The organism is Streptomyces endophyticus (assembly GCF_035798155.1).
GTDB lineage: Bacteria > Actinomycetota > Actinomycetes > Streptomycetales > Streptomycetaceae > Streptomyces > Streptomyces endophyticus.
Window position 1 is genome coordinate 1 of sequence record NZ_JAOZYC010000143.1, and the last position, 24,131, is coordinate 24,131.

23 protein-coding genes are annotated in these 24,131 nt (G+C 71.7%); 11 read left to right on the forward strand and 12 right to left on the reverse strand.

Annotated elements, in window-relative coordinates; all coding sequences use genetic code 11:
- The coding region (locus OKJ99_RS26850) for a hypothetical protein (protein WP_326020118.1) at positions 1-406 on the forward strand (406 nt) is incomplete at its 5' end.
- A gap of 29 nt (positions 407-435) precedes the next feature.
- Here the strand turns inward: OKJ99_RS26850 and OKJ99_RS26855 are convergent.
- Positions 436-1,230 carry a metal-dependent hydrolase gene (locus tag OKJ99_RS26855; RefSeq protein WP_326020119.1) on the reverse strand — a complete coding sequence of 265 codons (795 nt, stop codon included), beginning with the start codon at positions 1,228-1,230 and terminating at the stop codon, positions 436-438.
- A gap of 193 nt (positions 1,231-1,423) precedes the next feature.
- Between OKJ99_RS26855 and OKJ99_RS26860 the strand changes: the two genes are divergently transcribed.
- Positions 1,424-3,937 (forward strand): DEAD/DEAH box helicase, encoded by a 2,514-nt coding sequence (locus OKJ99_RS26860; RefSeq protein ID WP_326020121.1) that lies wholly within the window; start codon positions 1,424-1,426, stop codon positions 3,935-3,937.
- 82 nt (positions 3,938-4,019) lie between these two features.
- A complete protein-coding gene (locus tag OKJ99_RS26865) occupies positions 4,020-4,892 on the forward strand; it encodes an acyl-CoA thioesterase (RefSeq protein ID WP_266722381.1) in 873 nt (290 codons plus the stop codon).
- Positions 4,893-4,952: 60 nt separating this feature from the next.
- On the opposite strand, the gene OKJ99_RS26870 is transcribed toward OKJ99_RS26865, so the two are convergent.
- A complete protein-coding gene (locus OKJ99_RS26870) occupies positions 4,953-5,804 on the reverse strand; it encodes a DUF6397 family protein (protein WP_326020125.1) in 852 nt (283 codons plus the stop codon).
- 143 nt (positions 5,805-5,947) lie between these two features.
- The gene (locus tag OKJ99_RS26875; RefSeq protein WP_326020126.1) at positions 5,948-6,364 is read right to left on the reverse strand and encodes a roadblock/LC7 domain-containing protein; all 417 of its coding nucleotides are present in this window, start codon (positions 6,362-6,364) and stop codon (positions 5,948-5,950) included.
- A 119-nt stretch (positions 6,365-6,483) separates the two neighbouring features.
- Here OKJ99_RS26875 and OKJ99_RS26880 point away from each other — a divergent pair, with 119 nt between their 5' ends.
- Positions 6,484-6,912 carry a PPOX class F420-dependent oxidoreductase gene (locus tag OKJ99_RS26880; protein WP_326020128.1) on the forward strand — a complete coding sequence of 143 codons (429 nt, stop codon included), beginning with the start codon at positions 6,484-6,486 and terminating at the stop codon, positions 6,910-6,912.
- A gap of 18 nt (positions 6,913-6,930) precedes the next feature.
- Here OKJ99_RS26880 and OKJ99_RS26885 read toward each other — a convergent pair whose 3' ends face one another.
- The 5 genes from OKJ99_RS26885 to OKJ99_RS26905 all read right to left on the reverse strand — a co-directional run bounded on the left by OKJ99_RS26885 (position 6,931) and on the right by OKJ99_RS26905 (position 11,741).
- Entirely contained in the window at positions 6,931-7,539 is a 609-nt protein-coding gene (locus OKJ99_RS26885) for a GTP-binding protein (protein ID WP_326020130.1), read from the reverse strand.
- Positions 7,520-7,915, reverse strand: coding sequence for a DUF742 domain-containing protein (locus OKJ99_RS26890; RefSeq protein WP_326020131.1), 396 nt, complete (start codon positions 7,913-7,915; stop codon positions 7,520-7,522). Before OKJ99_RS26890 ends, OKJ99_RS26885 begins: the two co-directional genes overlap by 20 nt.
- A 17-nt stretch (positions 7,916-7,932) precedes the next feature.
- Positions 7,933-8,373 carry a roadblock/LC7 domain-containing protein gene (locus OKJ99_RS26895; protein ID WP_326020133.1) on the reverse strand — a complete coding sequence of 147 codons (441 nt, stop codon included), beginning with the start codon at positions 8,371-8,373 and terminating at the stop codon, positions 7,933-7,935.
- On the reverse strand, positions 8,370-10,895 hold the full coding sequence (locus tag OKJ99_RS26900; RefSeq protein ID WP_326020134.1) for a sensor histidine kinase: 2,526 nt from the start codon (positions 10,893-10,895) through the stop codon (positions 8,370-8,372). Before OKJ99_RS26900 ends, OKJ99_RS26895 begins: the two co-directional genes overlap by 4 nt.
- Before the next feature lie 72 nt (positions 10,896-10,967).
- Entirely contained in the window at positions 10,968-11,741 is a 774-nt protein-coding gene (locus tag OKJ99_RS26905; RefSeq protein WP_326020136.1) for an MHYT domain-containing protein, read from the reverse strand.
- A 242-nt stretch (positions 11,742-11,983) separates the two neighbouring features.
- On the opposite strand from OKJ99_RS26905, the gene OKJ99_RS26910 reads away from it, so the two are divergent.
- The 3 genes from OKJ99_RS26910 (at position 11,984) to OKJ99_RS26920 (ending at position 14,079) form a co-directional block, all read left to right on the forward strand.
- Positions 11,984-12,586, forward strand: coding sequence for a class I SAM-dependent methyltransferase (locus OKJ99_RS26910; RefSeq protein ID WP_326020138.1), 603 nt, complete (start codon positions 11,984-11,986; stop codon positions 12,584-12,586).
- Between the two features lie 161 nt (positions 12,587-12,747).
- Positions 12,748-13,035, forward strand: a complete 288-nt coding sequence (locus OKJ99_RS26915) for a hypothetical protein (RefSeq protein ID WP_326020139.1) — start codon at positions 12,748-12,750, stop codon at positions 13,033-13,035.
- A 198-nt stretch (positions 13,036-13,233) separates the two neighbouring features.
- Positions 13,234-14,079 (forward strand): hypothetical protein, encoded by an 846-nt coding sequence (locus OKJ99_RS26920; RefSeq protein ID WP_326020140.1) that lies wholly within the window; start codon positions 13,234-13,236, stop codon positions 14,077-14,079.
- A gap of 73 nt (positions 14,080-14,152) precedes the next feature.
- Here the strand turns inward: OKJ99_RS26920 and OKJ99_RS26925 are convergent, their stop codons facing one another.
- Positions 14,153-14,335, reverse strand: a complete 183-nt coding sequence (locus OKJ99_RS26925) for a hypothetical protein (protein ID WP_326020142.1) — start codon at positions 14,333-14,335, stop codon at positions 14,153-14,155.
- 147 nt (positions 14,336-14,482) lie between these two features.
- Positions 14,483-15,538: a fatty acid desaturase family protein gene (locus OKJ99_RS26930; protein WP_326020144.1), complete on the reverse strand. Its 1,056-nt coding sequence runs from the start codon at positions 15,536-15,538 to the stop codon at positions 14,483-14,485.
- Positions 15,539-15,880: 342 nt separating this feature from the next.
- Between OKJ99_RS26930 and OKJ99_RS26935 the strand changes: the two genes are divergently transcribed.
- Positions 15,881-18,709 carry a DEAD/DEAH box helicase gene (locus tag OKJ99_RS26935; RefSeq protein ID WP_326020145.1) on the forward strand — a complete coding sequence of 943 codons (2,829 nt, stop codon included), beginning with the start codon at positions 15,881-15,883 and terminating at the stop codon, positions 18,707-18,709.
- Entirely contained in the window at positions 18,706-19,983 is a 1,278-nt protein-coding gene (locus OKJ99_RS26940; RefSeq protein ID WP_326020146.1) for an SWIM zinc finger family protein, read from the forward strand. The genes OKJ99_RS26935 and OKJ99_RS26940 overlap by 4 nt, the downstream gene beginning before the upstream one ends.
- A 145-nt stretch (positions 19,984-20,128) precedes the next feature.
- Here OKJ99_RS26940 and OKJ99_RS26945 read toward each other — a convergent pair whose 3' ends face one another.
- Entirely contained in the window at positions 20,129-21,355 is a 1,227-nt protein-coding gene (locus OKJ99_RS26945; RefSeq protein ID WP_326020148.1) for an acyl-CoA dehydrogenase family protein, read from the reverse strand.
- A gap of 161 nt (positions 21,356-21,516) precedes the next feature.
- Between OKJ99_RS26945 and OKJ99_RS26950 the strand changes: the two genes are divergently transcribed.
- Positions 21,517-22,170: a TetR family transcriptional regulator gene (locus OKJ99_RS26950; protein ID WP_326020150.1), complete on the forward strand. Its 654-nt coding sequence runs from the start codon at positions 21,517-21,519 to the stop codon at positions 22,168-22,170.
- A gap of 24 nt (positions 22,171-22,194) precedes the next feature.
- On the opposite strand, the gene def is transcribed toward OKJ99_RS26950, so the two are convergent.
- The gene (def, locus tag OKJ99_RS26955) at positions 22,195-22,734 is read right to left on the reverse strand and encodes a peptide deformylase (RefSeq protein WP_326020151.1); all 540 of its coding nucleotides are present in this window, start codon (positions 22,732-22,734) and stop codon (positions 22,195-22,197) included.
- A gap of 141 nt (positions 22,735-22,875) precedes the next feature.
- On the opposite strand from def, the gene OKJ99_RS26960 reads away from it, so the two are divergent.
- Positions 22,876-24,114 (forward strand): Mur ligase family protein, encoded by a 1,239-nt coding sequence (locus tag OKJ99_RS26960; protein WP_326020153.1) that lies wholly within the window; start codon positions 22,876-22,878, stop codon positions 24,112-24,114.
- Positions 24,115-24,131: the final 17 nt, after the last annotated feature.

Here is a 24,131-nt window from a genome sequence, read left to right on the forward strand (position 1 = left end):
GCCGGCCCTGCTCGTCGTCGCGGCCGTGCTCGCCGGCGTGTGTGCGGGAGGCGCCGGCGCCACGGTCCTCGGCCACCTCGACCGGGGGAACCCGCCCGCGGTCACCGCGAGCGACCACGGCGCGGCGCTCGTCACCGGCTCCGGCACGACCGTGGGCACGGTCGAGCCCAGCCGCGTCGGCGACCAGCGCGTGGTGGTCATGCAGATCGCGGACGGCGGCGCCGGTGGCTACTACACGTGCCGGCTCCAGATGAAGGACGGCTCCGTGCGCGACGCGGGCCACTGGTGGCTGCCGTCGTCCGGGCGGGCCACCTGGATCGCCCACGGAGCGGCGAGCTCGATCGACCGGGTCGACCTGGTGGACGACACCGGCCGGGTCTGGTCGTCCGCCGACCTGGACGGTTGACGGCCGCCCGTCGCGGGGGCGGCCCTCGGTCAGATGAAGTTCAGCGCGGCCGCGCACCCCACGCCGCCGGCCAGCATGAACACCGGCATGAGCACCTTCAGCTCGATCCAGCTGCCGGCTCGGAACCGCATCAGCTTCGGCGGTCCGATCGGGTACCAGCGCCTGCGGCCGATCGGGATGGGCCACAGGATCGGGCAGCCCGAGACGGTGAGCGCGTCCCCGATGTCGTGAACCAGCGCGCCGAGCACGATCGGCAGGCCCAGCCACAGGTACTCCTGGCCGGGGTCCGTGAACAGCCAGTCCGAGCCGTTGCCGGGCTGGTCCAGGATGCCCGCGAGTATCCACGCGCTGGTCGCCGCGAGCAGCCATACGAGGAGGTCGGCGCTGTGGCCGCGGGCCGCCCGCCACAGCAGGCCCTCGATGGCGAGCACCATGTGCACGAAGAGGATCCCGAGGACCGCCCAGCGGCCGCCGGTGATCGCCGCGAAGGACGCGCCCGCTCCGATCAGGACAGCCCAGACCCACGTGTGGGTGAGCGTGCGGTGGCCGCCGGAACGCCGCGGGTCGCCCTGCTTGCGGGTGGCCTTGTAGGCGCCGTACGAGAGTTTGTCGACGATCTCGCAGAGCCCGCGGGAGATCGGGCCGAAGGCGCCGGAGATGGTCGCCGATTTGTGGTCGAGGTCGGGGGCGAGCGCGGCGCCCGCGCAGATCAGCGCTCCGACGAGGAGGACCGGCCACGGCATCGGGTACCCGGCCGCCGTCGTCGCCGCCCCCACCCCCAGCCAGGCCGCCGCTCCTGACAGCGAGTGTGCCGGTCCCATCATGGCTGTGTTCCGCCCCTGCTTCTGTTGTGCCGGCCGCGCGCGATGTACCGACATGTCGCTTGTTGCTGCGCCGAGTTGCCCCGTGAGGGCCGCGCGCGTGCTGACGCCCCGTCGGCGACCCAGCGTAGCCTTCGTGATCTTCACTCGGACATCCGATTGCCGGATCGAGCCGGAAGGCAGGCAAGATGGTGCCGTGACCCTTATCGATCAGCTCCCGAAGACCGCCGACCCGGACGCCCTCTACGACGCCTTCGAGTCGTGGTCCGAGGAGCGTGGGCTCACCCTCTATCCCCACCAGGAGGAGGCGCTGATCGAGGTGGTTTCGGGCGCGAACGTGATCGTTTCGACGCCCACGGGGTCCGGCAAGTCCATGATCGCCGCCGGTGCGCACTTCGCCGCGCTGGCGCGGGACGAGGTCACCTTCTACACGGCGCCGATCAAGGCGCTGGTGTCCGAGAAGTTCTTCGAGCTGTGCAAGCTCTTCGGTACGGAGAACGTCGGCATGCTGACCGGCGACGCCTCCGTGAACTCGGACGCGCCCGTCATCTGCTGCACCGCCGAGGTCCTCGCGTCCATCGCGCTGCGCGACGGCGCGCAGGCCGACATCGGCCAGGTCGTGATGGACGAATTCCACTTCTACGCGGAGGGGGACCGCGGCTGGGCCTGGCAGATTCCGCTGCTCGAGCTGCCGCAGGCGCAGTTCATCCTGATGTCGGCGACGCTCGGCGACGTCTCCATGTTCGAGAAGGACCTCACGCGCCGCACCGGCAGGACCACGTCGGTGGTCCGCTCCGCCACGCGCCCCGTACCGCTCTCCTACGAGTACCGACTCACGCCGCTCACGGAGACGCTGACGGAGCTGCTGGAGACGAAGCAGGCGCCCGTCTACATCGTGCACTTCACGCAGGCGCAGGCCGTCGAGCGTGCGCAGGCGCTGATGAGCATCAACATGTGCACGCGCGCGGAGAAGGACCAGATCGCCGACCTGATCGGCAACTTCCGGTTCACCACCAAGTTCGGCCGCAGCCTGTCCCGTTACGTACGTCATGGCATCGGTGTGCACCACGCCGGCATGCTGCCGAAGTACCGCCGCCTCGTGGAAAAGCTCGCCCAGGCGGGCCTGTTGAAGGTCATCTGCGGCACCGACACCCTCGGCGTCGGCGTCAACGTCCCGATCCGCACCGTGCTGTTCACGGCCCTCACCAAGTACGACGGCACGCGCGTACGCACGTTGCGCGCGCGGGAGTTCCACCAGATCGCGGGCCGCGCCGGACGCGCGGGGTTCGACACGGCGGGCCTCGTGGTGGCGCAGGCGCCCGAGCACGTCATCGAGAACGAGAAGTCGCTCGCCAAGGCCGGGGACGACGCGAAGAAGCGTCGCAAGGTCGTCCGCAAGAAGGCCCCGGAGGGCTTTGTCGCCTGGTCGGAGAGCACCTTCGAGAAGCTCATCGGCTCCGACCCGGAGCCGCTCACCTCGCGCTTCCGTGTCACGCACACGATGCTCCTGTCGATCATCGCCCGTCCGGGCAACGCCTTCGACGCGATGCGGCACCTCCTGGAGGACAACCACGAGCCGCGCAGGGCGCAGCTGCGGCACATCCGCCGGGCCATCGCGATCTACCGCTCGCTCCTGGACGGCGGCATCGTCGAGAAGCTGGACACTCCGGATCCGACCGGCCGCATCGTGCGTCTGACCGTCGACCTGCAGCAGGACTTCGCGCTCAACCAGCCGCTGTCGACGTTCGCCCTCGCCTCCTTCGACCTGCTCGACAAGGAGTCCCCGTCGTACGCCCTCGACATGGTCTCCGTCGTGGAGTCCACGCTCGACGACCCGCGACAGATCCTGCACGCCCAGCAGAACAAGGCGCGCGGCGAGGCCGTGGCGCTGATGAAGGCGGACGGGGTCGAGTACGAGGACCGGATGGAGCGCCTCCAGGACATCTCGTACCCGAAGCCCCTGGAAGAGCTGCTCTTCCACGCCTACGACACGTACCGGCAGAGCCACCCGTGGGTCGGCGACCACCCGCTGTCGCCGAAGTCCGTGATCCGCGACATGTTCGAACGGGCCATGACCTTCACGGAGTTCACCTCCCACTACGAGCTCGCCCGCACCGAGGGCATCGTCCTGCGCTACCTGGCGAGCGCGTACAAGACGCTCGACCACACGGTGCCGGACGACCTGAAGTCGGAGGACCTGGAGGACCTGATCGCCTGGCTCGGCGAGATGGTGCGCCAGGTCGACTCCAGCCTGCTGGACGAGTGGGAGCAGCTCGCCAACCCGGGTGAGATGACCGCCGAGGAGGCCCAGGAGAAGGCCGACCAGGTCAAGCCGGTCACGGCGAACGCGCGCGCCTTCCGGGTCCTCGTCCGCAATGCCATGTTCCGCCGCGTCGAACTCGCAGCGCTCGACAACGTCGAGGAACTCGGCGAGCTGGACGGCGACTCGGGCTGGAACGCGGACGCCTGGGGCGACGCGATGGACAAGTACTGGGACGAGTACGAGGACCTCGGCACCGGACCCGACGCGCGCGGCCCCAAGCTGCTCATGATCGAGGAGGACCCGGAGCACGGGCTGTGGAAGGTGCGCCAGACCTTCGCGGACCCGAATGGCGACCACGACTGGGGCATCAGCGCCGAGGTCGACCTCGCGGCGTCCGACGCCGAGGGCCGTGCCGTCGTCCGGGTCACGGACGTCGGTCAGTTGTAAATCCAAGGACGGTCGGTCGGCAGCTGCCGACCGCGCCCCTGCGCCGGGCCCCTCCGGCCGCACACACGAGAGAGATCCACCCATGACGAATCCTGCGGAGCGGCTCGTCGACCTGCTCGACCTGGAGCAGATCGAGGTCAACATCTTCCGCGGACTCAGCCCGGACGAGTCCCTCCAGCGCGTCTTCGGCGGGCAGGTCGCGGGCCAGGCCCTGGTGGCGGCGGGACGCACCACCGAGGGCGACCGCCCCGTGCACTCGCTGCACGCGTACTTCATTCGCCCCGGCCGCCCCGGCGTGCCGATCGTGTACCAGGTCGAGCGGATGCGCGACGGGCGCTCGTTCACCACACGGCGCGTCACCGCCGTGCAGCAGGGCCGCACGATCTTCAATCTCACCGCCTCCTTCCACAAGCCCGAAGAGGGTGCCTTCGAGCACCAGTTGCCGCCGGCCCGGCAGGTGCCGGACCCGGATTCGCTGCCGACGATCGCCGACGAGGTGCGGGGCCATCTGGGCGCGCTGCCCGATGCCCTGGAGCGGATGGCCCGCCGGCAGCCCTTCGACATCCGCTACGTCGACCGGCTGCGCTGGTCGCCCGAGGACATCGAGGCGGCCGAGCCGCGCAGCGCGGTGTGGATGCGCGCCGTGGGCCCCCTCGGCGACGATCCGCTCGTGCACACGTGCGCGCTGACCTACGCGAGCGATATGACACTGCTCGACGCCGTGCGGCTGCCGGTCGAACCGCTGTGGGGTCCGCGCGGCTTCGACATGGCTTCGCTCGACCACGCCATGTGGTTCCACCGTCCTTTCCGTGCCGATGAGTGGTTCCTGTACGACCAGGAGTCGCCGATCGCGACGGGCGGCCGTGGCCTGGCCCGTGGCCGCATCTACGACACGGAGGGTCGCCTGCTGGTCTCCGTGGTCCAGGAGGGGCTGTTCCGCAAGCTCGAGGGCTGACCGAGCGCGAGGCCGGTGGCCCGCCCAGGGCGATCGAACAGGCGGCGGCCGCGCGGCGGCTCAGGCCCCTCTTCCGACGAGACGGGCCCACAGGCTCCGCGGCCGCGCCTCTGGAGGCTCCGCCACGGGCTCCGGCGGCGCCGCCTCGGGCTCCATGTGCCCGGCGGGCCGTGGTGCCGGGCGCCGCCTTCGGGCCTCCTCCAGATTGAGCAGCAGGATCCCGCGCAGCCAGCTGATCTCGTCCGGGTCGTCGGCGGTCAGGATGCGCTGGACGATCGCGGCGTTCGGCGACTCCGGTGCTCCGTACCAGAACTCGTCGGGCCGCAGTCGGAGCAGATGGGCCCGCTCGCAGGGGCTCGCGACGAGTTCCGCGAGCTGCGTCGGGTCCAGGAGCGTGGCGACGGCCGCCGCCCGTTCCCACGGGCCCTCGGCCTGCCCCAGGAGATATCCGGCGTGCCTGGCCCGCCAGTTCTTCGGCCGCAGATCCGCACCGGCCTGGAGCCTGGCGCGCACCCTGTCGGGCGCCCGCCCCGTCAGGAGCGGCCCGTTGACCTCGGCCGCCGCGAACTCCCGTAGTTCCTGGGCGAGGTACTGCCACACCACGGTGCGGTACCGGTTCACATAAAATTTCGCGGGCGTCAGCATCCCGGCGCGAGCCAGCCTGGTGAAGCGGGTCGAGGGGATGTTCATGAGGTCGGCGCCCTCCGCCGTGCCCACGACCCTGACCTGCTGGAGCAGCGTGTCAGGGAACCCCTCGGCCTCACGGATGCGGTCGATCTCCTCGCGCGGGACACGGCGTCGGCCGCCTCCCGGCGCCGGGACGGTCCGGATGCGGCCCAGCCGGACGGCGAGGTCGAACTCGCCGCGTTTCAGCCCCAGTTCCCGCGCCGCGCTGCTCTGGGGCCTGGTCATGATGTCGCCTTGCACGATGGTTCTCCCCCGTCTGCGAATCAGACGCGGTCACTCTCCGTGACCGCTCGAGAGAACCGTAGCCCGGATCACCCGGCGCCGTTCGAGCCTGTGGATAACCCTTCCGACACCTGGATCGCCGCAGGTCAGAGGTCTGCGAGCGGACCTCGCTCCGGATTTCGCACGTCGACGGTGAGATGCTCGCCGACCCGGTGCACCAGCAGCGTCATCTCGTACGCGACCTGCCCGATGTCGGCCTCGGCCGCGCTGAGCACGCACAGGCAGCTGCCCTCGCCCGCCGCGGTGACGAACAGCACCGCGTCGTCGAACTCGATCATCGTCTGGCGCACTCCGCCGGTGCCGAAGTACCTTCCGGATCCCTTGGCGAGGCTGTGCAGTCCGGACGAGACCGCGGCGAGGTGTTCGGCGTCCTCGCGGCGCAGGCCCGTGCTGGCCCCCGCCACCAGGCCGTCGTTGGACAGGACCAGAGCGTGCCGCACATGTTCGACGCGCTGCGTCAGGTCGTCCAGCAGCCAACCCAGTCCTTCGTACTGCTGCCCCATGGTCCCCTGTCCCCGCTTCCCTGTGGCGCCCCGCCCCGGAGGGGATCCGCTCCCCTGCCCGGAGGATCTCGCTCGCAAGCCTTCCCCACGGTGGGCATCCGGGCAAGGAGGATGGGCGCATGGCACACAAGATGACCGATGAGCAATGGAAGGCCTTCGTCTCCGAGGGCACTCACACCGCCAAGTTGTCCACCGTGCGGGCCGACGGCAGCCCGCACATCGCGCCTGTCTGGTTCGTTCTCGACGGCGACGACATCGTGTTCAACACCGGCAAGGACACGGTCAAGGGCCGCAACCTGGCCCGGGACGGGCGGGTGGCCCTCTGCATCGACGACGAGCGGCCCCCGTTCTCGTTCGTGTCGATCCAGGGCCGCGCCGAACTCAGCGAGGACTCGGACGAGTTGCTGGAATCGGCCACCAGGATCGGTGGCCGGTACATGGGCGCGGACCGCGCCGAGGAGTTCGGCCGGCGCAACGCGGTGCCGGGTGAGCTCGTCGTCCGCGTACGGGTCGAGAAGGTCGTGGCGCTGGGCGACATGGCCGGCTGAACCGGCCGTCCCCGAGCGTCAGCCCACGGAGTCGAGCAGCCGGGCGGAGTGCATGCGCCCGGCGTACTCGACCAGCCTGATCAGTACCTCCTTCCCCGAGTCACGGTCGCGCGCGTCGCACAGCACCACGGGGGTCCCGCGGTCGAGGTCCAGGGCCCGGGCCACTTCGTGCGCCCCGAAGGCCTTGCTGTCCGCGAAGCAGTTCACCGCCACGACGAACGGAATGTGCCGGTGCTCGAAGTAGTCCACGGCGGGGAAGCAGTCCTCGAGCCGCCGGGTGTCCGCGAGGACCACGGCGCCGAGCGAGCCCTGCGAGAGCTCGTCCCACAGGAACCAGAAGCGGTCCTGGCCCGGTGTGCCGAACAGGTAGAGCGACAGACCGGACCTGATGGTGATGCGGCCGAAGTCCATGGCGACGGTCGTGGTCGTCTTGCGTTCGACCGCCCCGGTGTCGTCCACGTGCTGGCCCAGTTCGCTCAGGCGTTCCTCGGTGCGCAGCGGCCTGATCTCACTGACCGCGCCGACCAGGGTGGTCTTGCCCACCCCGAATCCGCCCGCGACCAGTATCTTCAGGGCCAGGGCTGTGGTGGGTCCTTCGGCCGTGGTGTCAGAGTGCTCTGAGCCCATCGATGACTTCTCTCAGGATCTTCTCGTCAGGTAGCTGTGCGGGCGGCACCGGCCTGCTGACCTTCACGCAGGCCAGTTCGAGCAGGTCGCCGAGGAGCACGCGGACCACACCCACGGGTACGTCGGTGCCCGCGGCCAGTTCGGCGACCGTCTGGGTCTCCGTGCGACACAGCTCGATGATCGACCGGTGCTCGGGACCGAGCGCGGTGTCGTCGTGTACGCCGGGTGCCGCGGTGTCGAGCGACACCAGGGCGATCAGGTCGAAGTGCGCTCCCTGGGGCCCCGGCGCGGTCCGTCCACCGGTCATCGCGTAGGGGCGGACCAGGGGCCCAGCCTCTTGGTCGAACCACTGGCTGCCAGGGTCGTTGTCGTTCATGTCGCCGACCGTGCCCGTCAGCCCGCGGTGGGCGGCGGCCCGGCGGATCTCGGGGCCGTGTAGAGGTGTTCGCCGACCCTCTTGACCAGGCGCGCCATCTCGTAGGCGACGAGCCCGATATCGGCGTTGCCGGTGCTCAGGACAGCGAGACAGGAACCGTCGCCTGCGGCCGCCACGAAGAGGAATCCTTCATCCATCTCGACCATGGTCTGCCGCACCCCGCCCGTACCGAAGTGCCGTCCCGTGCCCTTGGCGAGGCTGTTGAAGCCGGATGCGACGGCCGAGAGATGTTCGGCGTCCTCCCTGCGCAGGCCGTTGGAGGAGCCGACGGCGAGACCGTCGTTCGAGAGGATCACGGCATGCCGCAGTTCGGGCACTCGAAGCACCAAGTCATCAAGGAGCCAGTCGAGTTCGCCGGAACCGTGGGCCGTCCCCGTGATGCTCGGTTCCTTGATCATGCGAGATCTCCTTCATGGGTGTCGGGGCCGGGCGGTCGGCCACCGCCTCTGGCCCAGCCGTCCCGGAAGGAGGCCATCCGGGCCCGGACCTGCTCGGGGGTGCGCTCGTCCGGTGCGGGCACGCGCGCGGGGGGCACCGGTTCGGTCGGCCGCTCACGCAGTTGGGGCGCGAGGCTGGCCTGGCGTACGCGGCGTGGGAGGCCGTCGGAGGGTGGGGCCGTGTCGTCCCCGGTGTGCTCGGGGTGTTCGGGGTGTGCGGGCTCCGGCGAAGTGCGCAGGCGCAGCGCGGTGACGCCCGGCGGGTGCCGGGGGCTCTCGGGCTCCGCCGAGGGAGCGAGCGCCGGGCGGGGCGCCGGCGCGGGGACGGAGTGGCTGTCGTTCATCGATCCCGCTTCGGGCTCGGGCACGCGCGCGTAGCGGCGCTCTTCCTTGGACAGTCGGTGCGCGTCATGGGCGCTCGGCCCGACCTCGCCGTCCTTGTGCAGCAAGGGAGTGGGCAGGAGGACGACGGCGGTGGTGCCCCCGTACGGGGACGTACGCAGGTGCACCTTGATGTCGTGGCGTTTGGCGAGCCTGCTGACCACGAAGAGGCCGAGCTGGTCGCTGTCGAACAGGTCGAGGGCCTCCGAGTGCCCGATGCGCTGGTTGGCCTCGGCGAGGCTCTCCTTGCCCATGCCGAGTCCGCGGTCCTCGATCTCGATCGCGTACCCGTTGCCGACGGGCTCGCCGCTGACGCGGACCTTGGTGTGCGGGGGCGAGAACTGGGCGGCGTTCTCGACGAGTTCGGCCACCAGGTGGGTGACGTCGGCGACGCCGCCGCCGGACACCTGGGCGGCGGAGAGGTGGCGCACCTCCACGCGCGCGTAGTCCTCGATCTCGGAGACCGCGGCCCGCACGACGTTCGTCAGCGGGACGGGCTGCCGCCAGGCGCGGCCCGGTGCGGCTCCGGAGAGGATGATCAGGCTCTCCGCGTGGCGGCGCATCCGTGTGGTGAGGTGATCGAGGCGGAACAGGTCACTGAGTTCGTTCGGGTCCTCGGCGCGACGCTCCATGCGGTCCAGGAGCCCGAGTTGACGGTGGACGAGGACCTGGCTGCGGCGGGCGAGGTTGACGAAGACCCCGGAGATGCCGCTGGCGAGTTCCGCGCGCTCCGCGGCGGCGTACAGGGCCGCGCGGTGCACCGTGGTGAGCGCCTCGGACACCTGGCCGGTCTCGTCCTCCGCGGGCGGGCCCTGGGGCGCTTCGGCCGCCACGTCGATCTCCTCGCCGGCCCGCAACCTGCGCATGGTGTCGGGCAGTTTGCGGCGGGCGATCTCCAACGCGGTGTTGCGCAGGCTGACCAGTTCGACGACGAGGCCGCGGCCGATGCGCACGGAGATCACCAGCGAGGCCGCCACGGCGACGAGCCCGAGCAGGACGGCCGCACCCGCCGGGGAGAGCAGCCCGCGGGTGAGCGGGTCCGCGCGGACCGCGGCGCCGCGTGCGGCGTCCGTCTCGATGGCGCGCAATCGGTCCTGCACGGTCGCGTACGCCGTGTTCCAGGAGTCGGCGGACGCGGCGGCGAGCGCCTTTTCCCCTGGCTCCGCGATGAGGGTACGGTCCTCGACGGCACGCACGTTGCCGTAGGCGGTGCCTGCCGCCAGGCGCTTCCAGGATGCTCGTTCGGGCCCGCGCAGGTCGCTCGCGGCCGTGCCGATCAGGTTCTCGCGGGTCCCCACCGCCCCGGTGAACAGCCGCAGCCGCTCGCCGTCCAGGGAACCGGCCAGGCGTGCGCCGACGAGCACCGCGTTCTCCCGGGCGAGCATCTCGCCGGAGCGGCCGAACTCCAGGAGCACGCGCGCGTCGGAGCCGAGTTCGGAGTCCTGGATGCCGGTGAGCGAGCCGCTGACCGCGAAGGCGCTGTCGACGGTCCTGGTGTACTGCCCGTACGCGTCGTCCCAGCCGGTGCGTCGCTCCTGTACGGCCTTGCGCACACTTCGCAGGTGCTCGACGTTCTTGACGAACGAGTCAAGTCGGCCCGCCACCGCGCGCGGGAGGTCCGCTCCGTCCGCGACCGTACCGTCCTTGCCGATGCGCAGGGCGGAGACGGCGCGGTCGGTGGTGGCTGCACGCCGGGTGAGGCCGTCGCGGCGGTCGGCGGTGGGTTCGGTGGCGTAGGAGACGGCTGCCGTGCGTTCGGCCTGCAAGGCGGCCACGGCCGCGCCCACGGGGGCGCGCACCGTCTCGTCGACCCGCTGCAACTGCCGCAGCCGCGCGACGTCCTGGGCGGTGCTCACAGTGGCGAAGGCCCACAGGGCGAGCAGCGAGACGACGGGCACCATCAGGAGGCAGACGATTTTCGCCCGGACCGTACGCGGCCGTAGATGCACGGCTCCCCCGCGCGCGGGGGACGCCCTGCGGGGCTCCGGCTCCACCAGGACGTCTTCGTCGGCGGGCAGCCCGGCGTGCGCACGCCGTCCGCGCGCGGGGGCCGAACTCTCGTGCTCGGGGCCGGAGCTGGGGGTTCTGCGGGGCGGGCGCATGGCCTCCTCGATCGGGGTCGGGGCACCTTCGCGCTGCTGGTGCCGGGCCGGTGTCCGGTGGTGTCGGTGCGGTCAGGGAGTCTGGTGCTCCAGCGGGCGCTGCGCCGACGTGGAGGCCTCCCTCTCGTCCGCGGTCGGGGACAGCGCGACGAACGCCGAGGTCAGGAAGAGGTAGGAGCCGAGCCCCACGGCCAGCGGGAAGATGAACTGCATCGCCGTGGCCCCGGCGAGCTCCGCCGTGGAGGGGGTCACCCGCACGCTCACCGCCATCATCCCGGTGTAGTGCATGCTGCTCACGGCGCCGCCCATGACGAGGGAGGCGACCGCGACGGCGCCCGGCGACTTGATGTTGAGGGCGGCCCACAGTGCGGCGGTCGCCGCGACGACGGCGATCACCACGGAGAGGGCCACCAGCAGCGGGTCGTAGCCGACCTGCCCGTGCAGGCGCAGGGCCGCCATCCCCAGGTAGTGCATGCTGGCCACGCCGACCCCCGTGGTGAGGCCGCCCAGGACCAGGGCGGGCCCGCGCTCGCGGTGATGGCCGACCGCGAAGACCCCGACGCCGACGACGGTCACCGCGACGACCAGGCTGAGGATGGTCAGCGGAACGTTGTAGCGGATCTCCGTGCCGGTGACGGTGAACCCGAGCATCGCCACGAAGTGCATGGTCCAGATGCCGGTGCCGATGGCGGAGGCCGCGGTGAGCAGCCAGTTGCGCCGTGCGCTCCCCGTGGTGTTCAGGGCGCGCACGGTGCAGCGCAGTCCGAGCGCGGCGCCGATGCAGGCCATCGCGTACGACAGCACGGGGGTAAGCCAGCCGAAGGCGGCGTGGTCCAGGTGTCCCATGAGTCAGGGACGGTATGCCGGTGGGGGCGTGCGGCAGGGGCGCAGTTCGAAAGGTTTTGGAATACGAAGGAGATACGGTTCGGAACGGTCGCTGGAAAGTCGAACATGCGCACCGCACGCGCATGCGATGTCTTCGACGAAGTCTTCGACGGAGAACGGGACCTTTCGATCCTGCGTCCCCCACTCGTGTCACAGCACGCGCCTGGGCGCCGCTGTCAGTGCGCTGCGCAATCATGGAGCGCATGAGCGATGACGCCACGCGTGTGCAGGAGTTCTTCACGGCCAGGGCCGCCGACTGGGACGTCCGATTCCCCGACGACGGCCCGGCCTACGCGTCCGCGGTGACCGCGATGGGGCTGCGTCCCGGCAGCCGTGTGCTCGACGCCGGATGCGGCACGGGGCGGGCACTGTCGCCGCTGCGCGCGGCCGTGGGGCCCTCCGGAGTGGTCCTGGGCGCCGACCTGACGGCGGCCATGCTGGAGCGGGCCGTGCGGGCGGGCAGGGACACCGAGGGGCGGTTGCTGCTCACGGACGTGGCCCGGCTGCCGCTGCGCACGGGCGTGCTGGACGCGGTGTTCGGGGCCGGGCTCATCTCGCACTTGCCGCATCCGTCCGAAAACCTGCGCGAGTTGGCGCGCGTGGTGCGTCCCGGCGGGCTGCTCGCGCTGTTCCACCCCATCGGCCGGGCCGCCCTCGCCGCCCGCCACGGCCGCGCGCTCACGCCTGACGACCTGCGCGCCGAGCCCAACCTGCGCCCGCTGCTCGCCGCCGCCGGCTGGCGCATGACCTCGTACGTCGACGAGGACGAGCGCTTCCTGGCGCTCGCGGTGCGGGAGGAGGGCTGAGCCTCACTGAGCTCACGTGGCCGCGCGCCACGATCAAGGACCTGGAAACCCGGGCCCGCTGAGCCCCACCGCGCGGGATCCGCTCCGTGGCCGGTTCTGTCACCATGGCCGCAACTGCGCGACACACGTTGGCGGTTACGGGCAGGGGGACGGTGGCGTCCATGATCGATCGAGTCCGCAAGGCGTGGAGGACGTGGCGCGAGGACGGCGGCACGCCGAGCAGGAGAGAGCGTGCGCACAATCTCTTCGAGGCGGCCGCCGCCTACGTGGTGGCGTGCGTCGAGGACGACCAGGAGCGTGCCGACGAGGCGGCGGGCTGGGTCGAGCCGAGCGCGCTGGCCTTCGGGGTCAACGAGCTCGCCTGCAGGGCCGTCATCGCCCTCGCGCGGGAACGCGACGAACCGCCACGAACCGTCGCCCGCACCCTCCTTGGGCTGCCGGCCGGTTGACCCACCACCCCACCCGCACCCCACCCGCGCGCGAGGCGCACATCATGAGCACGTGACGTCGACAATTCGTCCACGGCAGGGCTACAGGAGCCGAACTGCTGCCGACTTTCCTGGTCATCGACCATGGACCCCCCTGTACGGCGCCATCGGGCACTGGCTAAGGTCTCGCCGGTGGAACGAAGTTCAGGGGAGGCTGGCGTGGCCGGAGTGGACGAAGCAGCGGTCGAAGGGGACGACGCGCTGTACGTACTGACGGCGGTGTTGCTGACACCTGCGAAGTTTCCGAGCGTGCTCGGCGACGACTACCCGGAGGCCTGCGGGGCCCTGGGGCTCGCGCCGTTGGCCGAGGGATACGGCCTGGTGCTCGGCCAGGACGGGCAGGGCGCCCGCTGGACCGTCGTGGTCGACGACGTGTCGCTGGTCGCCGTGGCCATCGCGTCGTGGGACTGCGGCATGGAGTACGAGCTCTCACCCGACGAGGACAGCATGGTCGCCGCGCTGCCGGGCTGGCCGCTCGCGCTCGCCGTGGCCGCCCCGGGCGTCCCCGAGCCGCACGACCCCGATCCCGAGAGCGACCCCGAGTACACCGACACGCCGCCACTGACGCCGCCCGACACGGAGACGTGGGGCCCGGCCCAACGGCGCCTGGGAGCGGACGAGATAGCGCTCCAGTGGGCCGTGTGGCGGGAACAGCTCGACGACTCCCAGTTCGCCACGGAGGAGGACGCCGAGGCGCCTCAGGAGGGCGACACCGCGGAGGCCGGGCCGAGCGGTACGCACACGGGCATCCGGCGGGTCCTCTCGGAGGTGCGCGGGTACGTGGACGCGCCGCCGCCCCTGGGCCGCGTGCGCTCCGCGTTCGCCTCCGGCGACGCCCGGACGCTGCGCGCCGACGGGCCCGGCTGGTCGCTGGTCGCGCGGACCGACGACATCGCCTTCGTGCTCCTCGACGACGAACCGGGCGAAGTGCTGCCGGTGGGCCGCGGCCGGGAGCTGCCGAGCCTGCTCGAAGCACTCGACAAGATGGCCGTACGCCCCGCCTGAGTCCCAACCGGTGAACCGCAGGAGCCGCACGGGGCGTTCGCGCCCCGCGCGGCTCCTGCCGTCACGATGCCCCTCAGCGCCCCAGTTCCTTGCGCGAGACGCGGCGCAGCCGGCGCCGCTGCGAGGGGTCGAGCATCAGGTACGCGGCGGCGGGCGCACCCAGCACGATGAGCAGGGCCGCCCACCAGGGCAGCCAGATCAGCAGGATGATGCCGACCGCCACACCTCCCGCGGCGATCTTCGCGTTCTTCGACATGTGTGGCCTCCTTCGGGGCGGCCCGCCCTCGCCTGAGTGGAGCGGACCCGCCTCTGCTGTGAGAAACGGGCCCACATCGCCCGCAGTTCCGTCGAGTGACCCTGAGACATCCCTGATTCCGCCCCCCCTCACACGGCCGGGAGGCTGTCAGATGTCGGCCCGCAGCGGCTCTCCCACTTCATACATGTGGCGCAGCGCCTGGCGGTAGGAGTCGACAAGGCCTGTCTCCACGAAGGGGATGCCGAGCCCGCGGCAGTGGGCCTTCACCATGGGTTGGGCGAGACGCAGGTGGGGGCGGGGCATGCTCGGGAACAGGTGGTGCTCGATCTGGTAGTTGAGCCCGCCGAGGAACCAGTCGGTCAGCGCGCCGCCCTTGATGTTGCGCGAGGTGAGGACCTGGCGGCGCAGGTGGCCCCACTTGTCGCCGTCCGGGTCCGGCATCTCCATGCCCTTGTGGTTGGGCGCGAACGCCATACCGAGATGCAGCCCGAACAGGGCCTGATGGAGGGCCGCGAAGACGAGCGCGTGGCCGAGCGGCATGGTGGTGAGGAGCAGCGTGAGGTAGCCGGCCACGTGCGCGACCAGGAACGCGCCCTCCACGAGGCGTTCGCGGCGGCCCTGGCGGCGCAGGTCCTGGAATCCGGAGATCTTCAGGGCGATGCCCTCGAGCAGGGTGAGCGGGAAGAAGAGCCAGGCCTGGTGGCGGGTGAGCCAGCCGCGGAACCCCGCGCGCGTGGCGGCCTGCTTGCTGGTGAAGACGAGGACGTCGGCGGCGACGTCGGGGTCCTTCTCGATGTGGTTCGGGTTGGCGTGGTGCCGGTTGTGCTTGTCGTTCCACCAGGAGTAGCTCATACCGAGCAGCAGGTTGCCGTGGACCAGGCCGATCAGCCGGCTCACCGAGCGGTTCCCGGTGATCTGGGCGTGGCCCGCGTCGTGCCCGACGAAGGCGGTGCGTGCGCACAGCACCGCGAGGACCGGCGCGAGGACGAGCACCCACCACGAGCCGCCGAGAAGGGCCATGCCCGTGACGACGGCGCCGAGGCAGAGGGCGTTGACCACGATGGTGCGCACGTACCATCCGGTGCGCCGCTCCAGCAGTCCTTGCCCCTTGATGGCGCGCAGCAGTGGCGTGAACTCGCTTCCCCCTTCGGGGGAGGCCGGCCTGGTGGCGGGTTCCGGCAGGGTTCCGACGGCCGAGGGCATGACGGTCTCCGGTCTGTGGTGGGTGAGGTCGACGCGGCGGGCTACGCGTCGCCCGACCACTAGGAACCTATGGATCACGGACCTTGATCGGCCATGGCGCCACCACCCGAGTACCGCCTGGGTTCACCCCACCTAGAGAGGGGGGTAAGCCCCACCCTTAAGGGTTCAGTGACCCAGGTCACGACATATGGAGGCGCATCCGACTGATCCGGGGGTGTACCCTCGGCGCCTCCAGGGTGAGTAGTCAAGTTTGATGAATACGAGGACTTCGCCATCTCCGAGCACACCCACACCGCTCCGCCCACCCCGTCCGAGACCACCGAACTCGCGCGCTGCGGCGTCGTGTTCACCCCCGCCGACCCGGCCCGCACGTCGACCGTGGCCTTCTGGCGACCCGAAGGCGGCGAACCACCGCTGCCGGACGCGGGCACCCGCACCGAGCTGCGCCTCGCGCTGCCCGTCGAGGACGGCTTGGAGCCGGTGACCGTACCGGCCGTTGCCCTGCCCGTGCGCGCCGCGCTGCCGGTGCTCACCCGCGCGCGTGCCACCGCGGACGCCGACCCGACGGCGACCTTCTGGGGCACGGCCGGGCTCCTGGCGCTCCAACTCGTGGCCCGTGGACTGCTGTTGCCGGGGGTGAGCGCCGAGGGGCACGACGCCTGGCGCGCCGGTCCGCTGGGCGCCGACGACCTCGACCGGGTCAGGGAGCTGGCCGCCGCGATGCCGCCCGAGGCGCACGCCGTGCCGCTGGACGGGACCGAACCGCCGCGCCTGCACGCCCCGGAACGGCTGCTGCGCGCGTTCCTGGACGCGGTGGCCGACGCCCTGCCGCGCTCCCCCGCCGCCGCGCACGCCGCCGCTGGACCGGCGTTCGCGGCGCGGGAGCCGCAGCGGGTGCCCGAGTTGCGCCCCTGGGCGGGGGATGTCGCGGCGGGGCTCGACGCGGGCGTGCGGATCTCGCTGCGCGTAGAGGTCCCTGGTCTTGAACCGCCCGAACAGCTCGAACATCTCGAACACCTCGCGGACGACGAGCCCCGCGCCGCGTTCCACGCGGTGCTTCAACTGCACAGCGTCAGCGACCCCACTCTGGTCGCGGATGCGGCGCAGGTGTGGGCCGGGACCGGCACCTCGGGGCGGGCCTTCGGCGACCGCGCCCGTATGGACGCGTTGTTGGCGCTGCGCCGCGCCATGCGCGCGTGGCCACCGCTCGCGCCGTTGCTCTCCGCGACCGTGCCGGACGCCGTCGAACTGGCCGACGAGGAGGTCACGGAGCTGCTCGGAGAGGGTGCGCGGGCGCTGTCCGCGGCCGGCGTCGAGGTGCACTGGCCCAAGGAGCTGGCCCGCAAGCTGACGGCGCGTGCGGTGATCGGCCCGGCCGAGGGCGAGGGCGCCGACGGACTGACCTCCGGTGCCCCGTCCTTCCTGTCCGCCGACGCCCTACTGGCGTTCGACTGGCGGTTCGCCCTCGGCGACCAGGAGTTGAGCCGCGCGGAGCTGGACGTGCTCGCCGAGGCGAACCGTCCCGTCGTACGGCTGCGCGACCAGTGGGTGCTGATCGACCCCGCGGAGGCCCGCCGCGCCCGCTCCCACCAGGACCGCAAGGTCACGCCCGTCGATGCGCTGAGCGCCGTTCTCACGGGCTCGACGGAGGTCGAGGGCCGCCGGGTCGACGTGCGGCCGACGGGCTGGCTCACGGCCCTGCGGGACCGCCTCACCGACCCCGAGGGCATGACACCGGTCGGCCAACCGGCCGCGCTCGACGCCGTCTTGCGCGACTACCAGCTGCGCGGACTCAACTGGCTCGCCCACATGACCTCGCTGGGCCTCGGCGCCTGCCTCGCCGACGACATGGGTCTGGGCAAGACCATCACGCTGATCGCGCTGCACCTGCACCGCCAGGGCTCCCCGGAGAGCGCGGGACCGACGCTCGTGGTCTGCCCGACGTCCCTGATGGGCAACTGGCAGCGCGAGATCGAGAAGTTCGCGCCCGGCACCCCCGTACGCCGCTTCCACGGCGGGCGGCGCTCCCTGGAGAACCTCGCCGACGGCGAGTTCGTGCTCACCACCTACGGCACGATGCGCCTCGACGCCGCCCAACTCGGCACCGCTTCCTGGGGAATGCTCGTCGTCGACGAGGCGCAGCACGTGAAGAACCCCTACTCGGCGACGGCCAAGGAGCTGCGCACCATCGGCGCACGCGCGCGCGTGGCCCTCACCGGCACCCCGGTGGAGAACAACCTCTCCGAGCTGTGGGCCCTCCTCGACTGGACGACGCCCGGCCTCCTGGGCCGCCTCGGTACCTTCCGTACGCGCTACGCCCAGGCGATCGAGGGCGGCAAGGACCCGGCGGCCGCGGAGCGCCTGGCCAAGCTCGTGGGGCCCTTCCTGCTGCGTCGGCGCAAGTCGGATCCCGGCATCGCACCGGAGCTGCCGCCCAAGACCGAGACGGATCGCGCGGTGTCCCTCACCGCCGAACAGGCGGGCCTCTACGAGGCCGTGGTGCGGGAGACGCTCGCGGAGATCTCCGGGGCGGCCGGGTTCGAGCGGCGCGGCCTGATCGTCAAGCTCCTCACCGGCCTCAAGCAGATCTGCAACCACCCGGCGCAGTACCTCAAGGAGGCCAAGCCGCGCATCACCGGCCGCTCCGGGAAGCTGGAACTCCTCGACGAACTCCTGGACACGATCCTGGCCGAGGACGCGGGCGTGCTGGTCTTCACGCAGTACGTGCAGATGGCCCGCCTTCTGGAGCGGCATCTGGCGGCCCGTGGCGTCCCGGTGATGTTCCTCCACGGAGGCACCCCGGTCGCGGAGCGCGAGGCCATGGTGCGGCGCTTCCAGGAAGGCGAGGTCCCCGTATTCCTGCTCTCGTTGAAGGCCGCCGGCACGGGCCTCAACCTCACGCGCGCGGAGCACGTCGTGCACTACGACCGCTGGTGGAACCCGGCCGTGGAGGCGCAGGCCACCGACCGCGCGTACCGCATCGGACAGACCAGGCCGGTGCAGGTGCACCGACTGATCGCCGAGGGCACGATCGAGGACCGCATCGCGGAGATGCTGCTCCGTAAGCAGGAGTTGGCGGACGCGGTGCTCGGCTCCGGTGAGGCGGCGCTGACCGAACTCACCGACGCGGAACTGGCGGACCTGGTCGAGTTGCGAGGGGGCACCCGATGAGCCACATGGAAGACGACATGCGCACGTTCGCGGCGCTGCCGCCCGCGCGCGGCCGGGCCTTCGCCCAGACCTGGTGGGGGCAGGCCTGGTTGAAGGCCCTGGAGGACACCGCGCTCGACACCGCGCAACTGAAGGCGGGGCGCCGGCTCGCGCGCGCGGGAGCGGTGGGCGCGGTGTCGGTCCTGCCGGGTCGCATCACCGCGGTGGTGGAGGACCGCGGCGGCGCCACACACCGCTCGGACGTGCTGCTGCAGTGTCTGGACGAGGACGAGTGGGACGCCTTCCTTACGATGGCGGCCGCGCGGGCCGGGCACATCGCGGCGCTCCTGGACCGCGACATGCCGCCACATCTTGTGGAGGACGCCTCGGCCTCGGGTGTGGAACTCCTGCCGGGGATCGGCGACTTGGAGCCGCGCTGCGACTGCGACGCCTGGGACCACTGCGCACACACGTCGGCTCTGAGCTATCAGCTCGCCCGCCTGCTGGACCAGGATCCGTTCGTGCTGCTCCTGCTGCGCGGGCGCGGCGAGCGTGCGCTGCTCGACGAGCTCCAGGTGCGCAGCACCGTACGCGCCGAACCGGAAGCGCCGCGCGGGGACCGGGAGGCCGAGGGCGTGGACGCGGCCGAGGCGTACGCGTCGGCGATCGTGCTGCCGCCGCTGCCTGGTCCGCCGCCACTGCCGGACGAGCCCGGGCTGCCGCCTTCGCTCGACACGGAGACACCGCCACCCGCGGGAACGGACGTCGACGCGCTCGGCTTCCTCGGCGCGCAGGCGGCGGCCGAGGCGCACCGGCTGCTCGCGGACGCGCTGCCCCCGGGGCACGAACAGCGGGCCGCCCCACCGGAGATGACCGTGCGACAGGACGCCGTACGCCTGGCCTCCGCGTCGCCCGTGCAGCACATCCGGGCACGGCTCGCCGAGGTCGGCGGCCGCGACCGGGAGGGCCTGACGCTCGCCGTCCGCGCCTGGGAGTACGGGGGCGCCGCCGCGCTCGACGTGCTGGACGAGGAGTGGGCCCCGGACGCGGAAGGCCTGGCACGCGCGCGTGCCGTGCTCGACGCGGCCTGGGACGACGGCGAGCGCCCCGCGCTCAAGGCCGCCCGCGGCCGCTGGAGCACCGCCGACGGGCAGGCCCAACTGCGGCTCGGCCGGGACGGGCGCTGGTGGCCGTACCGCAAGCAGAGCGGCCGCTGGGCTCCCGCAGGTCCCGCGGCGTCCGACCCCGCCTCGGCACTGGCCGGCGCGCTCGGCTCCGCCGACGAGGACGGGTAGGCACCGCCACTCGCTCCCCGCACCGGGCCGCCTGACGGGCGTTCGCCGCCTGCAACCAGAGCCCCGCACGATGACGTCCGCGGTCACGGACGCCATCGTGCGGGGCTCTGGTCCTGGCTGCTGACAGGCCCGCTCAAGAGACCCGTTAGCGGATCGGCATGCCCGAGAGGGTGCGGGCGATGACCAGGCGCTGGATCTCGCTCGTGCCCTCGAAGATCGTGTAGATCGCGGCGTCGCGGTGCATGCGCTCCACGGGGTACTCGCGCGTGAAGCCGTTGCCGCCGAGGATCTGGACGGCCTGGGCGCTGACCTTCTTGGCGGTCTCGCTCGCGAACAGCTTGGACATGGAGCCCTCGGCGTTCTCGAACTTCTTGCCCGTGGACGCCATCCAGGAGGCACGCCACACCAGGAGGCGCGCGGCGTCGATCTGGGTGCGCATGTCGGCGAGCTGGAAGGCCACGCCCTGGTTGTCGATGATCGGGCGGCCGAACTGCTCACGCGTCTTCGCGTACTCCAGGGCCTCCTCGTAGGCGGCGCGGGCCGTGCCGACCGCCATGGCGCCGACGGCGGGGCGCGAGGCCTCGAAGGTGGCCATCGCGGCGTTCTTCACGCGCTCGCCGCCCTTCTTGGCCTTCTCGCGCGAGCGGGCGAGGCGCTCGTCGAGCTTGTCCTTGCCGCCGAGCAGGCAGGAGGCGGGCACCCGGACGTTCTCCAGGACGACCTCGGCGGTGTGCGAGGCGCGGATGCCGTGCTTCTTGAACTTCTGGCCCTGGGACAGGCCGGGGGTGTTCGGCGGCACGATGAAGGAGGCGTGCCCCTTGGAGCCGAGCTCCGCGTCCACGGAGGCGACGACCACGTGGACATTGGCGATGCCGCCGTTCGTCGCCCACGTCTTGGTGCCGTTGAGGACCCACTCGTCCTTGGCCTCGTCGTAGACGGCACGCGTGCGCATGGCGGCGACGTCGGAGCCCGCGTCGGGCTCGGAGGAGCAGAAGGCGGCCACCTTCACGTCGTTCACGTCGCCGTACATCTGCGGAATCCAGGTGCCGATCTGCTCCTCGGTACCGTTGGCGAGGACGCCGACCGCGGCGAGGCCCGTGCCGACGATGGACAGGCCGATGCCCGCGTCGCCCCAGAACAGCTCCTCCATGGCCATCGGGATGCCGAGGCCCGAGGGGTCGAAGAACTGCTGCGCGTAGAAGTCCAGGGAGTAGATTCCGAGCTTGGCCGCTTCCTGGATGACCGGCCAGGGGGTCTCCTCGCGCTCGTCCCACTCGGCGGCCGCGGGGCGGATCACATCGGCGGCGAAGCCGTGCAGCCAGTCACGGACTTCCTTCTGCTCGTCGCTGAGATCCATGGTGAACTCGGCCATAACCCCTCCAGGGCGCACGCAATACTGTGTTACTTAAGGTAACCCGAGTCTGTTACTGGCGAGTAGCTCATGTCAACCTCCGAGTACGCGTTCGATACCGGATGGCCGGTGGGTGTTACCTTTCGCGTGCGTCAGGCAATCGCACGGGGCGGGGAGATCTCATGGAGACCACACAGCGGACCGATCAGCGCGCGGACCAACAGTCCGCCGCCGAGCGTCGGCGGCGCGAGCTGCTGGAGGCCGCGGACCGCGTGGTGCTCCGGGACGGCCCCGGCGCCTCGATGAACGCGATCGCGGCGGAGGCCGGGATCACCAAGCCGATCCTGTACCGGCACTTCGGCGACAAGGGCGGCCTCTACGCCGCGCTCGCCACGCGCCACACGGACGCGCTGCTCGCCTCGCTGCGGGCCGCCCTGGACGCGCCCGCGGAGCGGCGCGAGCGCGTGGAGGCGACGCTCGACACCTACTTGGCGGCGATCGAGGCCCGCCCCCAGGTCTACCGCTTCCTGATGCATCCGTCGGAGGGCACCTCCGCCGAATCCGGGTTCGACGTCGGACGGCACTCGGCGCCGCTGCTGCGCCGCATGGGCGAGGAGCTGGCCGAGGTCATCGAGGAGCGCGTGGACCTCGGCCCCGGCAGCCAGCAGCTCGCGCGCGTCTGGGGGCACGGGATCGTCGGCATGATGCACGCCGCCGGCGACTGGTGGCTCGGTGACCGCCCGTGTGAGCGCGCCGAGTTGGTACGCGGCCTCGCCGACCTGCTGTGGGGGCGGCTCGCCGCGGCCGGCGACAAGGCGGGCGGCCCCGCGTTCTGACCGGGACGGCGCCGCCTCAGCGCCTCATGAGGCCCAGGGCGCCTTCGCCGCCTGGCGCAGCACCTTCCTGCGTCGCCACCCGGTGACCCGCTCCGTGTACGTACGCCCCTCCAAGTGGTCGCACTCGTGCTGGAGGCAGCGGGCGAACCAGCCCGTGCCGTGGATCACCACAGGTTCGCCGTCGACGTCGTACCCCTCCACGCGCGCGTGGTCGAAGCGGGGCGTGCCCGCCTCGAGGCCGGGGAGCGACAGGCAGCCCTCGGGGCCGCGGATCACCTCGCCGTCGGCCTCGACCAGGCGCGGGTTCACGACATGGCCGACATGGCGCACATCGTCGTCATCCTCACAGTCGAAGACGAAGACCCGCAGTCCCTTGCCGACCTGGTTCGCGGCGAGGCCCACACCCTGCGCCGCGTACATCGTGGCGAACATGTCCTCGACCAGGCGCGCGAGGGCCGGGCCGAAGTCCGTGACCTGCGCGCAGGGTTGGTGCAGCACGGATTCACCGAGCAGGGTCAGGGGTCGTACGCGCCCTGAGGCGCCCGGGATCGAGCCGTGTCGCATGCCGGTAAGGGTACGGTCCTGAGCGCACCACGAAGCGCTGGTGGTGCCGCTGTTCGGGCTTGTCAGAGGATCTCGATAGGCTGAGCCCATAAACGATGCCGGGGGCAGGCGCGGCGCCGTACGCAAGGAGGACCCAGGAAGATGGCAGGCAACTCGGAGCCGATGACTCCGCGCGCCAAGCTGGCCGTGACGGCCGGCCGGGCCGCGGCCGCGGTGTCGCGGGCGGCGGGCCGCGGCAGCGGATCAGTGATCGGCGGCAAGGTCGCGCTGCGGCTCGACCCCGAGCTGCTCGCGCGGGTCGCCCAGCACCTGGACGTGGTGCTCGTCTCGGCCACGAACGGCAAGACGACGACCACACGACTGCTCGCGGAGGCCCTGCGCGCCAGCGGCCCCGTCGTCTCGAACGCGCTGGGGGCGAACATGCCCGCGGGCATCACCTCCGCCCTGGCAGGCGGCGGCGATGCCAAGTACGGCGTGATCGAGGTCGACGAGAAGTACCTGGCCGGTGTCGCCCGCGACACCGACCCGAAGGCGATCGCGCTGCTCAACCTCTCGCGCGACCAGTTGGACCGCGCCGGTGAGACCCGCATGCTCGCCGAGAAGTGGCGCGAGGGCCTGTCCGGTTCGAAGGCCATCGTGATCGCGAACGCGGACGACCCCCTGATCGTCTGGGCCGCCTCCTCCTCGCCGAACGTGGTGTGGGTCGCGGCGGGCCAGGAGTGGAAGGACGACGCCTGGTCCTGCCCGGCGTGCGGCGGCGTGATGCAGCGCCCCGGTGACGACTGGTTCTGCGGCGAGTGCGGTTTCCGCCGCCCGATCGCGAGCTGGGCGCTCCAGGGCGACCACGTCATCGACCCGCACGGCTCCGCCTGGCCGATCAACCTCCAGCTGCCGGGCCGCGCCAACAAGGCGAACGCGGCGACGTCCGCGGCCGTGGCCGCCTGCTTCGGGGTGCCCCCGCAGGTCGCCCTGGAGCGCATGTACCAGGTGCAGGCGGTGGCGGGTCGCTATGACGTCGTGCAGTTCCAGGAGCGCGAACTGCGGCTGCTGCTCGCCAAGAACCCGGCCGGCTGGCTCGAAACGTTCACTCTGATCGACCCGCCGCCGGCCCCGGTGATCCTCTCGGTGAACGCGCGGGGCGCCGACGGCACCGACACCTCCTGGCTGTGGGACGTCGACTACACGCGCCTGGTCGGGCACCCGATCTGCGTGATCGGCGACCGTCGGCTCGACCTCGCGGTCCGGCTCGAGGTCGCGGGCCTGGACTTCCGGGTCTGCGACACGCTCGACGAGGCGGTGCAGATGTCGCCCCCGGGGCGGATCGAACTGATCGCCAACTACACCGCGTTCCAGGACGTCCGCCGCCTCGTGGGCAACTGACGAGCCCCACACCGAGC